General features: G+C 53.9%; 14 protein-coding genes. 5 read left to right on the top strand and 9 right to left on the bottom strand.

Annotated elements, in window-relative coordinates:
* Positions 1-30: 30 nt before the first annotated feature.
* From AC5P65_RS13875 to AC5P65_RS13855, 5 genes are all read right to left on the bottom strand, one after another.
* Entirely contained in the window at positions 31-336 is a 306-nt protein-coding gene (locus AC5P65_RS13875; RefSeq protein WP_164160951.1) for a DUF3892 domain-containing protein, read from the bottom strand.
* Positions 337-800: 464 nt separating this feature from the next.
* Entirely contained in the window at positions 801-1,175 is a 375-nt protein-coding gene (locus AC5P65_RS13870) for a hypothetical protein (protein WP_199932578.1), read from the bottom strand.
* Positions 1,176-1,558: 383 nt separating this feature from the next.
* Positions 1,559-1,933: a hypothetical protein gene (locus tag AC5P65_RS13865; protein WP_495215670.1), complete on the bottom strand. Its 375-nt coding sequence runs from the start codon at positions 1,931-1,933 to the stop codon at positions 1,559-1,561.
* 288 nt (positions 1,934-2,221) lie between these two features.
* A complete protein-coding gene (locus AC5P65_RS13860; protein WP_495215669.1) occupies positions 2,222-3,214 on the bottom strand; it encodes a hypothetical protein in 993 nt (330 codons plus the stop codon).
* Between the two features lie 630 nt (positions 3,215-3,844).
* Entirely contained in the window at positions 3,845-4,234 is a 390-nt protein-coding gene (locus AC5P65_RS13855) for an H-NS histone family protein (RefSeq protein WP_495215668.1), read from the bottom strand.
* A gap of 382 nt (positions 4,235-4,616) precedes the next feature.
* On the opposite strand from AC5P65_RS13855, the gene AC5P65_RS13850 reads away from it, so the two are divergent.
* From AC5P65_RS13850 to AC5P65_RS13835, 4 genes are all read left to right on the top strand, one after another.
* Positions 4,617-4,982, top strand: coding sequence for a hypothetical protein (locus tag AC5P65_RS13850; RefSeq protein WP_495215667.1), 366 nt, complete (start codon positions 4,617-4,619; stop codon positions 4,980-4,982).
* 596 nt (positions 4,983-5,578) lie between these two features.
* Positions 5,579-6,976 (top strand): site-specific integrase, encoded by a 1,398-nt coding sequence (locus AC5P65_RS13845; protein ID WP_495215666.1) that lies wholly within the window; start codon positions 5,579-5,581, stop codon positions 6,974-6,976.
* Between the two features lie 57 nt (positions 6,977-7,033).
* The gene (locus tag AC5P65_RS13840; RefSeq protein WP_495215665.1) at positions 7,034-8,599 is read left to right on the top strand and encodes a hypothetical protein; all 1,566 of its coding nucleotides are present in this window, start codon (positions 7,034-7,036) and stop codon (positions 8,597-8,599) included.
* Between the two features lie 51 nt (positions 8,600-8,650).
* Positions 8,651-9,421 (top strand): NYN domain-containing protein, encoded by a 771-nt coding sequence (locus AC5P65_RS13835; protein WP_495215664.1) that lies wholly within the window; start codon positions 8,651-8,653, stop codon positions 9,419-9,421.
* A gap of 73 nt (positions 9,422-9,494) precedes the next feature.
* Here the strand turns inward: AC5P65_RS13835 and AC5P65_RS13830 are convergent, their stop codons facing one another.
* From AC5P65_RS13830 to AC5P65_RS13815, 4 genes are all read right to left on the bottom strand, one after another.
* A complete protein-coding gene (locus AC5P65_RS13830) occupies positions 9,495-9,785 on the bottom strand; it encodes a hypothetical protein (RefSeq protein WP_158297981.1) in 291 nt (96 codons plus the stop codon).
* Between the two features lie 605 nt (positions 9,786-10,390).
* Positions 10,391-11,311, bottom strand: coding sequence for a Kiwa anti-phage protein KwaB-like domain-containing protein (locus AC5P65_RS13825; RefSeq protein WP_101765010.1), 921 nt, complete (start codon positions 11,309-11,311; stop codon positions 10,391-10,393).
* Entirely contained in the window at positions 11,308-11,892 is a 585-nt protein-coding gene (locus AC5P65_RS13820; RefSeq protein WP_101765009.1) for a KwaA family protein, read from the bottom strand. Before AC5P65_RS13820 ends, AC5P65_RS13825 begins: the two co-directional genes overlap by 4 nt.
* Before the next feature lie 646 nt (positions 11,893-12,538).
* On the bottom strand, positions 12,539-12,913 hold the full coding sequence (locus tag AC5P65_RS13815) for a DUF3592 domain-containing protein (protein WP_021204514.1): 375 nt from the start codon (positions 12,911-12,913) through the stop codon (positions 12,539-12,541).
* A gap of 353 nt (positions 12,914-13,266) precedes the next feature.
* Here AC5P65_RS13815 and AC5P65_RS13810 point away from each other — a divergent pair, with 353 nt between their 5' ends.
* Positions 13,267-13,710: a GNAT family N-acetyltransferase gene (locus tag AC5P65_RS13810; RefSeq protein WP_031270818.1), complete on the top strand. Its 444-nt coding sequence runs from the start codon at positions 13,267-13,269 to the stop codon at positions 13,708-13,710.
* The last annotated feature ends 17 nt before the right edge of the window (positions 13,711-13,727 follow it).

Raw genomic sequence — 13,727 nt, 5'->3', positions numbered from 1 at the left:
ATCGCCGAGACCATGCACTCTAACTGCGATCTAGAAAGAAGGCAGATTTTCCAAGTTGTCCTTCGTAGTCTGATCACTCTTCGTCTTCAGATATTTCGTCGTAACAGGAGCGATCTGAAGCGGTGCGCCGATAGCCCAATTTCCATCTGACTTCCTGAAAATTGTGGTGAATTTCTTCCCTTTCTCGATAAGCTCGATGACCTTAGGACGCGTCATCTCCTGAGCAGGCTGCAAGGTATCCGACCCGACCTTAACCTCATGAACTTTCAGCTTAGCGATATGGGTTTCATCGCTATTGTAGTTGACGGCAGAAACGTAAAAATCCGAAGTAGCCATTGAAAAATCCTTTTAGGTCAATTGTACGCACACAAAATATATTAGATCTTAGCCATCGAAAAACACGAAGGAGATGGCTTCGCACTTCATGCCAACAGGAAGCATAAGCACCTGCAAACTGTATTCGAACTTGAGGCTCGAAGACCATCCAATATTCGAATGCCCTTCACCCATTCGCAATCGACGAGACCAGCCTCGACCCATCATACTTTTCGGATGAGGTTCTGCGTAGCTGGACAAAAGTCGAACCTTCCTGACGCCTACCCATCAATACCGCCCTCAGCACCGCACCACTCCCAAGCCTTGCATGCAGCCTCCCCCCTCTCGAAGTCCTGTGCCCGCAGCAGAGAATTGGTAGCAACCCTCGAACTTAGAACCTACAAGCGATGAAAGGGGGCTGCTCTATCCATTACATATAGTTCAGAGGCGCAGATAAGGAAAGATTAAGCATGGTGCGCGGCGGCTCATACCGTCGGATGCTCGTCATTGGGGTCAGGTATCTGCTTAATGGTAAACCATACTTTTCGCACATGTTTGTAAACTTGATAGAGAATTGCCATTCCCCCGAGGGCCATATACAAAGCCTCGTCACCCTGGACTTGCTTGCCATATGTGCCCATTGCAAGCTTGTAGAAAATCTTTGAAACAATCCCAAAACTGGCGCCATCCACAACCAACAAGAGCACGGTCCCAGTAGCCAGCGTTACCCCATTCCGATTGGATATACAAACCATCACCAAGGACAGGAGCGCGCCCGCCAAGACAGGATAAAGCATCGCCATGCATGCAACCCCGATAATTGTCGAGAATGAACCGATGCGCCGATCAATTAGCGCCATTTAAAATTTTCATAAACCGAAATATTTTGCAAAATTAAATATTATTGCAAAAAAACCGACGGCCGATAAGATCGCATGGAGGATCGCATCCTCTTTCGATGCAAGCGTGCTCCTATCGCGACCGCCCCCCACTTCGGTCTTACTATTTTTACGCCAGAATGACTCAGGCTTAGCCCGCAGATTCATAACACCCCTTTTTCCTCAGTTAAAGCACTAGGAGGGGCAATGTCAAGCGCTGGCACGCCGCCACCTTGCTGCACAAACAGCCAGAACCATAACCGAAGCTGGAATGCTGCCCGGCTTGAGCTCACTGACGGCCTTCTCCGTAAACACTTGCGCTGCTATGACCATTGAGCCTACTCCTCCGTAGTGAGCTAACCTGATCAATCCTGATTCCAGCGTCGCCTCAGCAGAACGACAAAGTCCTCGATCACACGACGCGCATCCATCGACAGCACCTGCCTGACTTGGTGCGCGGGAGCCAGGAACACAGGCTCCTCATGCTCGCCCTGTCGCCATGGAAACTGGCCCGAATTGGGGCTCGCATCATGCTCCGCCCTGGTGCGCCACGCGCCGCCACCATCCCCACTGAGCCTGACGGCTGGCACGATGTGGGTGATTCTCTCAGTTGGATCGATCCGCGAAAGCAGCCATGCCGCATATCCAACAGCGCTGGCCAGTTTGCTAGCTACGTCTTCTTCCAAGACCACGGGCAGCCCCATCCCACGCGTGGGAGGCGGCACGGGAAGGCTGATCAACAGATCACCGTTTGGCCAAAGGCGCACCGATGCCCCAGACCTGTGGCCGTCCTCTTGGTCCACAACGAGCGCCTCACCCTCCAACCGAGATCGGCTACCGGCCGCCCTATCAAAGATTGGGTGACTGCCAAAGAGTGCGCTCTGCTGCATCTCCGCAATCAGGGACGGGGCCTCCATCTCTGCAGGCCGAAGGATGGCTGAGACGGGACCGCTGGCTATTGCAAGCTGAAGCGTGTTCGCCAGTTAAATTGCTGGAAATCAAGTACAGGCCAGGACATTGGCACAGACTTACGGCGCAACGACTTTCATTATCTCCTGATAGACACGCTCTGCATGTTGATAGCCATCCTTCTCAGCGGAAGGCATCCAATTAGTTACTTCCTCATAGCGGCCCCGCAAGGCGGCTGGATTATAGACCTTCAATCTATCAGTGAAGATTAGAGCATAACCATAAAGCTCTATCCAGCACCCCACATAAACCCCCTTAACACCCCGAACATACTCAATGACCTCATAACCTCTCATTCCCAAATACAGCGCAAGAACTTCGCACCAATATTCATTGGCCTCGCCCTTATTGAGTTCAAATCCCTTCGGAATCACACTCCAATCCACTTTCTCCATGGCCATCTTAAACTCTTCAATTTCATGAAATAGAAATTTTGGCCGCAAGTTTAATTTTAGGCGATACTTCTCAACCTCGTCATATGCCTCTCGAACTGTCTTTACCCCCCTCAATGATTCTTCGCCATCGTCCGCCAAACTGGACATATAAGACTGTAATGCATGCCTAAGCTCAGGTTCAAATTCACTGTTTATGGCCTCTATTATCGTATAACAAAGCGAGCTAAGGAAAAACATCTCTGCAACAGAGTTTGGGCATTCTGGATTATTAACGAAATCACTTATTAGCACAACTTTGTCTTTTCTCTTTTCATCCCTAAAATTATGAGCTGCAAGTGCATTCCTATAAGCCCTCAAACCTTTCACCTCTTCGATCCTTACCAAGGCTGGCTTAACCGCACGAGACACGCGCCTAACCCTTTCATCACCCTTCGCCAAAGATCTAAATACGTTAAATTCATCCAAGAATGCGCATACATCAATGATCTGCTTTAGAAACAAAGATTGCTTTAGCTCGCCACTGAAACGCGAAATATCCGCGCATTTATTCGCGTAATTTTCCTCCCAAGAAACTGACGTTTCCATTAAATACATATCTCTTTCAAATTTCTCTTTAAAGAAACTGAAAATGACCAAGCTGTTATGCAATCGCTCCATAAATCCACCTCTAAATTTTTTTCTTAAGCTGCCAACCTAGTAGAAACATTTATTTGCAGCACCCATCTCACACCGAATTCAGCCAACCACGGTCCGTACCTCATGAATCGGGTAGGTGTTGAACTAAAACCTCCCGAAATCTCAGAGCGGAACTAACAGGCAGACAAACGATCTAATTGATCAAAGCACTTTGGCTTTCTTCCAACTCAGGACCTGCCCGCAGGAAGACAAGATTGGCTTCCGGTTTCGCGCTTCTAGAGTTTCTTCGTGAGTAGCCGCCCCCCCGCCCCGCTCGCCTGGGTTACACCCTAGCGAGACCCCAAGACCAGTAACACAAGATCGGACTCTCGCACTCCGCCAAGGCAATCGACCCCGCGTGAGCTAGGCCTTGCGCAGAAGCCCTCCGCCATGATTGGAGCGTCCAAGCCTCTCGACGGCACGCTTCACTGCGGCTCGCTCGGCTTCCATCCCGGAAATCAGCGAACTAATGAAAACCTTCATATCGACACCCTAGATACGACGGTTGAGCGCCAGCGTTAAGCCGGACCAAGAGCCAAGGCTCCATTAGACGATCAGGCTGTCTCCCAAGATGAGACAGCAGGGGCGCGAGGCCGCCCCTGCTTGGATGAATTATCCAGGGAAAGCCGGGAACTTTTCGTTGGGATGGGAGGCCTTCCACGTCGTGTAAGCAGAAGTCCCTTCCCAAGCAGCGAAGGCACGAGGGGTCCTACCCCGACCGGTCCAAGTCTCGCCAGTGTGGGGAAGCCAATACTTGGGCGCGACCTCCTTCTTCGCCGCAGCTCCCTTCTTGGGCGCATCAGCCCCCAGCATGCTGACGATCTCGGCGCGCTGCTTCGCAGAGAAGCTCTTACCGTACTGAGAAACGAGGTTGGCGACCTCTGCGAAGGCATCAGCGGCCTGCTCTTGGAGAAGCTGGACTTCCTGCTCCTCCAGCTTGCGCAGCTCTTCAGCAAGCTTGGCTTTAGCGGAGGCAATGGAATCGAGTGACGGCTTGGTCATTCTTAAAGAACCTGGAGTGGAAATTAGATGGATATCTGCAGCGGGTGTATGCTCACTTCGACCATGTGTAGCATGCTACGACTGCAAGAAAAAGGGCTTGGCCCGTAGTCGAGCAGAACGTAAGCACGCAGCACTTGTTGCTTGAACGCCCGGCGGCTCGCCTGCAGCTCTACTCGTCAGCATGAACCGTTAGCACAAAAAACGACAACATAGGTGACCAATGATCCTCTTTCATTACACCACCGCAAGCGCAATTCAGCAGATCCGAAAAGATGGGATCATACGGAAGTCAGTTGGCAACATATTAATTAACAACACGGTTTCGCTAACTACGGACACAGATCCTAGAGGTCATGGCCTTCCAGATGGCCGAGAAATTACGATGGCGCAAGCCCAGCACCTCAATCCAATCAGCAGAAACGGAAAGCTCTACTGCCACGACCATACGGAGTTTAGAATAGTGTTGAGCATCCCGCAGGAAGATCCTCTACTTGCACCAGCATGGATGCGGAACAAACCCGATGAACTCCTTGGCATGGATATCGCCGCTTGGAACCCGATTGATGTCCGCATACCGGATTGTGAGCTACTGGATATTCATAGAAAAATCATGACCAACGCCCTTCCACGCAAATCCAAGACATGGTGGTATTACCTCACGGACATTCCTTGCTCGTTGATTGATCGCCTTGAGGTTCGCAATTCTTCTGGGGTGTATGTTCCGAGCGCATGGATATCAGATTCATGATGTGAGGCATTAGATTATTCAATCTATAAGTAGTGAAAGCACAATGTGCTTCCCGACTCCACTGAACGTCGTTGGCATCCATAGACCCCCCACTCATTTGCACATCACGCTTCGCCATTTCATAGCCCATCGATTAGATGACAAGACAGTAGCCTCGATTCAAACGGCGTCAACTCCGCCATCTCCGACGACACGAGCAGGAGGAAAAAGCGGATGTCCAGCAATTACCAAGCTCAATAGTCGAACTGCTCGATAATTCGGATCGACCCGAGATCAAAAACCAACGAGCGGCAAGAATATTTGTGTGACCAACATCCCAACGCCTAAATGCCAATACTGTAAGAAAGCACACTTAGGCGTCAGAACTCTCAAAATCGTACAGTACAGAAATGACTGCAAGAGAGAAGCAGTCACCCAAGGAAAACCCTTACGCCACAGTGCCTCGCAACGCACACACCACTAATTTCCTCTAGAAGTTTTCGCGCTAATTTCTACGTTCCGGCGAATGCCTAAGCAACGCGGCAACCCTCTAGATCTCGTTTGACGAATCAAAGCCAGGCCTTAGCACTGCTCCCATCATCTACGGAGACAGTGCAATGCCAAAAACAGTAAAGAGCTTCCTTCAAGACTTCCCTTTCAATCCCGACGCCGATGACGCGCTGCACCTTAAGGGCATCAGGATCGGACGGTTCCGGATTGATGAGCTGGTCATCACCGGACGCGAAGCGGCCATCCATGCGCAAGAGATCCTCAACGCTGCGATAGAGCGCTCCCGACGCTCTCGCATCAATGCCGCAGGAACGCGCTACCTTGAGCCACTCTCCGCAGGCCACCCTGCCCGACTTCTGTCCGTAGAGATCAAGGACTACTTGGGGGACCGGGAACGCCGCTGCCTCGCCCAAGAGACCATCGACTCCACAGCCCGAACCCTGCGGCTTCTCCAGATGACCTGCGGCGACATCCCCGTCTCGCGCATTGACCACCCGCACATCTATCGCCTCTGGGACCTCATGCGCTGGTCACCCCCGGGCCTCTTCTCTGACCCCGCCTATCGAGGAATCAGCTATGACGAAGCCATTGCCTGCGGCAAGGAGCTAGATGTTCCTCAGCTTGCCCCTGCAACGCTTGAACGTCATCGGCGCTTCCTGGTCTCCTTCTTCAATCAGCTGGTCAAGACCAAAGCCATTGACACCTCTCCGATGGCTGCGTTTGCCGAGATCAAGAAGGACCTGGTCACCGATCCGAACAAGCCTGAGCGCCTCTTTGATGAAGACGACCTCCGCCGCATCTTCGACCCCAAGACCTTCATTCCCTGGGCGAGCAAGTATCCGCATCGATGGTGGCTTCCCATGATCGGTCTGTATACAGGCGCCCGCATCAACGAGGTCGCTCAGCTGAAGGTGGCCGACATCGTGCTGGAGAGCGATGTCTGGTGCATCCGCATCCAGAAGACTGTGGATCCTGACTTGGCTCACCGGACCCGGCTCAGGAGTCGACAAAGCCTAAAAGGCAAGGCATCTATCCGGACCATCCCTATCCCGAAGCCGCTGCTTGACGCAGGCTTCCTGGACTTCATGGATGACATCCGGGACTGTGGACACCCTCGCCTCTTCCCACACCTATCCGCTGGCGTGAACCGTAAGACCGGTGAGACCAATGCTCGCTACAGCCTGGCAGCGCTTAGCCAGTTCAGCCGCTACATGAAAGACCTTGGCTTCCCTAGAGGGGTTGGGTTCCATGCCTTCCGCCACACCATCGCCACAGAGCTCCACCATCAGAACGTCCCTGACGAAGATATTGCTCTGATCACGGGCCACTCCGTCAGCAAGCGCGTGCCGGTGCTTCACGAGGCCTACTTCCACAAGAAGCCCGCCGTGATGCGCAGGAAGCAGATAGAGACCTTGGAGAAATACAGGCCTGCGGTAGTGCTTCCTGTCTACGCCAAGGGGCAGTTCAAGCGCTGCTTGAAGGACAAGAAGAGGTTCTATCCCTGATGTGTCCGAAAGTCAGTGGTAGGCTGTCATCCTTGCAACCCCCTTTCGTTCTAGCCGATGAACTTCCCTAAATCTCAGAAGACTGGTCGACAAGCAGAGCTTGCAGTAGAACAAGCCTTTTTAGAGTGGGATTGGAATGTTGGACACGATCAGATAGACATTGGTTACGACCTGTGCATCACCCCCGATCACACTGTCTACCACGGCATTCACTTTCTAGCACAAGTGAAAGCGACCTCTGTCGAGTCCAGAGGAAGCCGAATCACTGCTCAAGTTTCCAAGAACCGATTGCGGCAGTATGCGAACAATGTGCTCCCGGTCTTCATTTTGAGGGTGACCCCCGACCGTTCCATTTACTGGATTCACGCTCAAGAGTGGGCGAAGGGCAATCAAGAAAAGCTGATCGGCGATGGCAAAGGCGTGGTCACGTTCGACCATTCAAAGGTCCTCAGTGACCGTGAAGGCTTTGAACGCTATCTGTGGGACATCGTAGAGCCTATTCTTCAAACCCGAGATCCGCTATCCATCGGAGATCAGCCATCTATTGATCTAGCAAAGCGCAGCGCCCGAAGAGCGCCCCCGGGTTCGGGCGAAAGCAAGACTCAGAAAGTGCAGGAGCTCTCGAAGGGGCTTTCTCGGTTGGATCTATCCTTCACACCAGTCGGAACGACCGAGAACATAGCCCTGGTCCGAGACGCATATCTGTATGGCCTGCCACGCACATTTGATGTAAAAGACTTCAAGCTTGCGCCTCTCCCCGGCTTCCAGGATCAAATGAAGCCGCTACTTGCCCATGGCAAGCTCACCATGAAGACGAAAGCAGCCACCCAAGGCCATGTCCTCGTATGTCCAGGCCAGGAATATTCCGTCTTGGCGCAGGAAGTGAGCTTAGCTGCTGAGCTATTCAACGGCACCGCAGGAGCAGGCATTACGAATGAGTCTCTCCCATCACCATTGACGATCATCATTCGGTGCACGGTTGTAGAGACATCATTGAAGGCAGAAATCAACCTTAGCATCAGGGGCTCCGCAATATACGGCGTCGCGCTAAAGGAGATTCATACGCTCGCCCCTCTAGCAACGTGGGCTGACCAGATTGCTGCCGAAGACGCAATGATGCTGACTTTGGACTTCAATGGGATCCGCCAGCCACTGCACCCTTCTGTGTCACCCATCGGTCAGATGCTTCCTGTGTTCCAGCGCATCAGAAGCCTGAGCAGACTCCATATGATTTGTCGCGCCCTCAACTCCCCCGTCATACTCGAAAATTCAGACGTGTTCTCCGAAGAGGACTTCCAGGATATCGACTTTGGCTTCGATCTTCTGAGGGGCGTACAGAGATCCGTTACCCTTAATACTATGGAAGTCGATTCAGTGGGCCCGGAGGCGCGCAAGTTCATAACTGTTCCTGGCGAATTTCTCATTCAGACACATTGGCAACTGGATGTGGCTGGGAAGGCGCTCGGTCACTTCCCAGTCGAGATCCATATGACTGGCTATGCCTTTGAAAGCACCGCAGACCCCAGGAAGCTCAAGATTGTCAAAGGTAGCAATGGGCAAGCTTGGGTTAGCTACAAGAAACATGATGCAGCCGGGCACCATATCATTCGGCGGAAGACGTAGTCAGCAGCAAGCTGTCGCACCACATATGCTCTACGCGATAAGGAAATCAACATGGCTCAACCGCAAGAATCGACCGTCGCAGTAATGATCGACTGCGACAACGTTGCTCCCGAAATCGTGGATTTCGCGCTCCTCATGGCCGCACAGGCCGGACGCGTAACGCTTCGGCGCGGCTACGGCAATCGCACTACCTTGGGCAACTCTTGGCAAGAGGCCCTGGTTCGCCAGGCCTTCACTCCATGCCTTCAGTTCCAATACGCAGCGAAGAAGAACACCTCCGATATCGCCCTGGCCTTGGATGCCCTGGAAGCGCTCTTCGATCAGCGGGCAGACATCTTCTGCTTGGTAACCAGCGACTCGGACTTTGCCTACCTCTGCAGGAAGCTCCGAGAGCGCGGCGCCACGGTTTTGATCGTCGGCGAAGCAAAGACCCCCGACGCTTTGCGCAATGCCTGCGATCAGTTCTTCGAGTGGTCCGCCCAAGAAGCCTCATCGCCAGAGCCGCCTGATCTTCAGGACCCGCCGCATCCTGCTGACCACAGTAGCGAAGCCAAGACCACCGGCAGCGCTCCGCTCCCAAAGCGCCGTCCTCGGTTCGTCATCGAGGCTGTCTCACTGCTTGCCGGTAGCACGCCGGAGGGTAAGGTTAGCCTCAACTCCCTAGGCTCCTATCTGAAGCGAGCAGATTCCGGGTTCTCCCCTGGCATCTATGGGCATTCCGGTCTTCTCAACATGGTGAAGACCTACGATCTCCTGTCGCTCAAGCAGGAAGACAATGGGCAGTGGTCTGTAAGCCTGGTGCCTAAGCCAGAGACAGCCTGAGGCGGGCCCCCACTGCCGTTTGGCGTATTGCCCCAAAAAGAGAAAAGGCCCCGCATCTGCGGGGCTTAGGTCATTAGATCAGACTCACACGGCCACTTTTACCAATCTCGTATTTTTCAGTTTGGTGATGCTCACCATCGCCATCACCGGCGCTCGGACTATGCAAGCTATTCGAGGCTTTTTTGGCCGCTTCTGCAATCTCCACATTGATGCGAACTCGCTGAGCCAAAGCCGCGAGTTCGTCCGGAGGATTACCAGCTTCCAAGGCCCGTCTGATAGCAATTTGAATTCCATTCAAATCTTTAATTTCGGAATTAAGGATATTATCCAAAGACTCGTCAGACATAATACAAAGGACAGACACAGCGCTCTCCTTTATCAACCTTCAAATACCCAACAGGCGCACTTGACAAGATTAATAGTCGATTTAAGTTTAAGAAAAATGGGGGCAGCGAGCATGAATAAGGCATCAGAAAGAAAAACATCGATATCCATGCTTATCGCTTTCACTTTCGGATTAATTTCGGGGGGTGCAATGGGCATCGTGACATCAATAATACTAAGAACTCCATGATCTCACGCCTCTCAGCCAGAAGAGGCATACCATAGAATGACACCAATCACGCCACCAAAAATTGTCCAAAATCGCGCATTCAATTTCGGACACAATCCTACAACCGTAAAAAATATAACAAAAAATAGCAGGAAAATATTGGCAGCAGAAAATCGACCTGTCGAGTCAAACCTCTCCCAGAAGATAGTTATCAGAGCAAGAGACAGAAGAAGAAAAAATGCACTCGCAACAAAAGCCGCTCGTGGAATTACGTCCAAATAGGCAGCCAATTTTGCCTCGAATCGTGCAGGCAACTTGACGACCCAGAAAAATATACTCTTAACGCATCCTGCCAATCTTCTACATATTTTACAGTCCATTGTCTCTCTCCAGGCCAGCTTGAAAGCCTAATGACTTTAGACGACCCTCACCCCATCAGGAACGTCATACATGATATCGGTGATTTCACTAACAAGACGGTGATCCAGCAGCAATGTCATGATGACCTTGGCGGTCTCTGCGGTCGGGATAATTTTCCCCGCCTTATCGAAAGCGACGCCCCACTTCCGTTTCGTCGCAACGGCCTTGAGCGCCTTGAGATACTTGGGGTCAGAGTAAAGGGATTTTTCCTGAATGACCGCCATCCTCTTCAGGTGCGTACCGTTCTCACCTACATATTCCAACAACGGCGCCATATCAGTAAATAGAGCGGAGAAAGACGGCTCCGCCTTGAGCTCGCCAAACGCCTGAACGTAACCAGCGCGATACTGCATCATTGACTCAAAGCCCCTCTTGTTCGACACCAGAAGAACATCGTCCAAGGCGAAGATGTCAAATCGCGGCTCAAGGGTGAACTCATCACCTGCTACAGCGGACAACTGTCCATTCTCAAAAATGGCATTAATCACGTTTTTCTTTTTGTAGACAGGCTTCCACGTCATCGGAGTGCGCCGCGTGGCGTAGAGGGTCTTCCCGTCCTTTACAAACTTCACCAGGTAGCCGACAGCGCCCTTGAGCTTCTTAAGATCATTAGTCGCATGGTCAGACTCCGGCTCGTCAACGAGATCCTTTAGAACCTGAAAGTCGGTATCACCCACAGCAATAGTAAGGCATCCATCATCGGTGGGCTGAGAGAGATGCCCATATGGAATCCACTCGTTAATTCGGGCCCTCTCATTTTCCGCAAAACCCTTGAGGGCATCCTCTAGGACTGGATCCGTCTTGATGTAGTAAGCCTTGAATTTCTTCGTGCCAGCGCTCTTCTTAAACACCCAAAGGAACACGCTTGACCCGGCGAGGTCAAATGCCTTGAGGCTTTTCAATGCCAAATCGCTCATGGGTCCCCCATCAAATATACTTCCTGAACATCCTCAATAAGCTGCTTGCCAGGCAACAGCTTTCCTTGCTTCAGCGCGCGCACGGTCTTACGGACCTGTTTTCCACCGACAGCAATATCAACCTCATACAGTCGCCAGCCGAAAGCAATCAATACGGGGTTCATCAGAATCTGCCCCGACCTATACGTAATCAAAAACAAGAGCACAAGAAAAACGAAGAATCCCGCCAACTTCTGCGGGTCTCCGTAACTCAACCCCATGAATGATACGACGTAGGGGAAAACATAATTAATCAGGTCATTCGGAACGGGCTTCGCGGACAGAACTTCAGCTTCGCTCTTCAATCGGACAGCCTTTATGGAATACATCGTCAGCCACAGTGCGGCTGATGTAACCGCTATTGCGGCCAAGGATGCCCAAGGGTGCTCAAAGATCTGAAGTTCGCAATCAAGCTGTCCTCTCCAACCACAGACGGGCTCTCCCCACAGCTCTTTTTTGATGTCTTGCGCCGCCAGTACAAAGGCCAGCGGGGCATACGACCCTAGAAAAAGCACTCCTGCTGACCACATCCGAAATTGCATTCCGGTATTTCCTTCTAGTCCACCTCTCTGTTGCCAAGCATAGACCGGCCTCGTCTCATCGACCGAGAACTCCGCCGGGTCAGGGACGCCAGCTAAAGATACCCATTGATTAGAGGCCCTCATAGATAGCGGCTCGCCTGCGGGGATCTTTAGAACGGCCCAATCCGACCAACTCCAGGGCCGTCCCCCTGCTCGCATCATGGGGCGAACTTGAGTAGCATCCGGGACACACCACAGGACACAAATCCGGTTTGTGGACGCCTCCGGAGCTAGGCGGGACGGTCAAGGTACTGTTTCCCCCTCTCTCCGCCAGACAAACGCAAAAGGGCCGCCCACAGGGTGGCCCTTTTGCGTTTGTCTGGCGGATGGGATGGGTGGTGAGAAGCCCCGCCGGGGTTCGACGGTTCTGCAGGAGCAGAACCGGACAGCCGCAGGCTGGTCCCGGGGCGCAACGCGCATCGGGATCGGGTGCAGGGATGCACCCGACAATCCCCCTCTCTCCGCCAGATAAATGAAGAAGCCGCCCAGTGGGCGGCTTTTTTGTTTGGCTGGCGGGAATCGTCGCAGGTACTACCGGACTGAACAGGGCCTGCCGCCGTGGCCGGTCCAACGGCCCGCCCGCCGACGGCGCGCGATCGGCCGCGAGTCATCTGCGCCGGAGCAGTCCCCGCACGCAGGCGCCGACGAACGCCAGCCCCAGCAGCACCCACACGACCGTCATTCCCCACAACGCACCGAACGTATCCAGCACCGGCTCCAGCCGCAGTCGCGCCGGGTCGTACAGCACGCGTACCGGCTGCCCAGGCTCATAGCCGAAAATCATGCCGCCCTGCGGGTACGAGATGCGTTGGCCGGTCGCGGTGGTGAACGCGACCTGCGGATGCGATCCGCCGGCGTTCAGGCGCTCGACCTGGCCATCAACGGCCTGCGCGACCTCCAGGAACTCAAGACGATGCGTCACCTCGAGGGCGGCCACGGCAAGGCTCAACAGGCCCACCGCGCCAAACAGCAGACCGCGCATGAGCTGGGCAGTCCGGGAAAGAGAAGGGTCGGGCGTCACTGGGCAGCTCCGTTGCAGGCAGGAAGACGAATGGGGCCGGCGGATCCTGCCGCGCGGTCAGTCCCATGTGTCGAAAGCATAGCCCGGAAGCCGCCGCGCCCCGCTGCGCGCCATCGCGGCCGCATGCGCCTCGCCATTGCCCGCGAACGACGCACCCGCCTGGTACAGGCGCCTGCGTCCCGAGCACGGTCATTCGAGTGGGGAAAAGTCACCTGGAAAAGGATCGGCATCGCTCCATGTACCCTGGAACGCTTCGCCCCCTCCCAACGTCTGGACGGTTGAAAATGCAGCCGGGCAACTCCATGGCATTTCCCATGAACCTCCGCCTCTACCGCCCCGCCGACGCCAGCGCCTGCCTGTCGATGTTCGACAGCAACGTGCCCACCTATTTCGCGCCCGAAGAGCGCAGCGACTTTGAACGCTTCCTGCGCGAGCAGGCCATGGACTGTGCATTCCAGGTGATCGAGCGCGATGGCAGCATCGTGGCCTGTGGCGGCCTGTCGCGCCGCGGCGACGGCAGTGCCGGCTTCTGCTGGGGCATGGTGCAGCGCGCGCTGCACCGGCAGGGACTGGGCCGCGAACTGGCGCTGGCACGCCTGCGCCAGGCCGAAGCGGATCCGTCGATCAAGCGCATCACGCTCAGTACCAGCCAGCACACCCAGGGCTTCTATGCCGGGCTGGGCTTCCAGGTGACGCGGATCGTGTCCAATGGCCACGGCGCCGGGATCGACGCCGTGGAGATGGAGCGGGGGGTCTAGCCCTCCGCCCCGCCCCG

This window comes from Stenotrophomonas sp. YJH_SMC_48-3 (assembly GCF_059369375.1).
The sequence above is the reverse complement of the archived record's forward strand: the minus strand, read 5'-3'. Positions and strand labels throughout refer to the sequence as shown.

What these genes read in the sequence shown, in the direction of transcription:
- AC5P65_RS13875 (WP_164160951.1), bottom strand. Translation starts at nt 336, where the DNA reads ATGGCTACTTCGGATTTTTACGTTTCTGCCGTCAACTACAATAGCGAT.
- AC5P65_RS13870 (WP_199932578.1), bottom strand. Translation starts at nt 1,175, where the DNA reads ATGGCGCTAATTGATCGGCGCATCGGTTCATTCTCGACAATTATCGGG.
- AC5P65_RS13860 (WP_495215669.1), bottom strand. Translation starts at nt 3,214, where the DNA reads ATGGAGCGATTGCATAACAGCTTGGTCATTTTCAGTTTCTTTAAAGAG.
- AC5P65_RS13855 (WP_495215668.1), bottom strand. Translation starts at nt 4,234, where the DNA reads ATGACCAAGCCGTCACTCGATTCCATTGCCTCCGCTAAAGCCAAGCTT.
- AC5P65_RS13850 (WP_495215667.1), top strand. Translation starts at nt 4,617, where the DNA reads ATGGCGCAAGCCCAGCACCTCAATCCAATCAGCAGAAACGGAAAGCTC.
- AC5P65_RS13845 (WP_495215666.1), top strand. Translation starts at nt 5,579, where the DNA reads ATGCCAAAAACAGTAAAGAGCTTCCTTCAAGACTTCCCTTTCAATCCC.
- AC5P65_RS13840 (WP_495215665.1), top strand. Translation starts at nt 7,034, where the DNA reads ATGAACTTCCCTAAATCTCAGAAGACTGGTCGACAAGCAGAGCTTGCA.
- AC5P65_RS13835 (WP_495215664.1), top strand. Translation starts at nt 8,651, where the DNA reads ATGGCTCAACCGCAAGAATCGACCGTCGCAGTAATGATCGACTGCGAC.
- AC5P65_RS13825 (WP_101765010.1), bottom strand. Translation starts at nt 11,311, where the DNA reads ATGAGCGATTTGGCATTGAAAAGCCTCAAGGCATTTGACCTCGCCGGG.
- AC5P65_RS13820 (WP_101765009.1), bottom strand. Translation starts at nt 11,892, where the DNA reads ATGCAATTTCGGATGTGGTCAGCAGGAGTGCTTTTTCTAGGGTCGTAT.
- AC5P65_RS13815 (WP_021204514.1), bottom strand. Translation starts at nt 12,913, where the DNA reads ATGCGCGGTCTGCTGTTTGGCGCGGTGGGCCTGTTGAGCCTTGCCGTG.
- AC5P65_RS13810 (WP_031270818.1), top strand. Translation starts at nt 13,267, where the DNA reads ATGAACCTCCGCCTCTACCGCCCCGCCGACGCCAGCGCCTGCCTGTCG.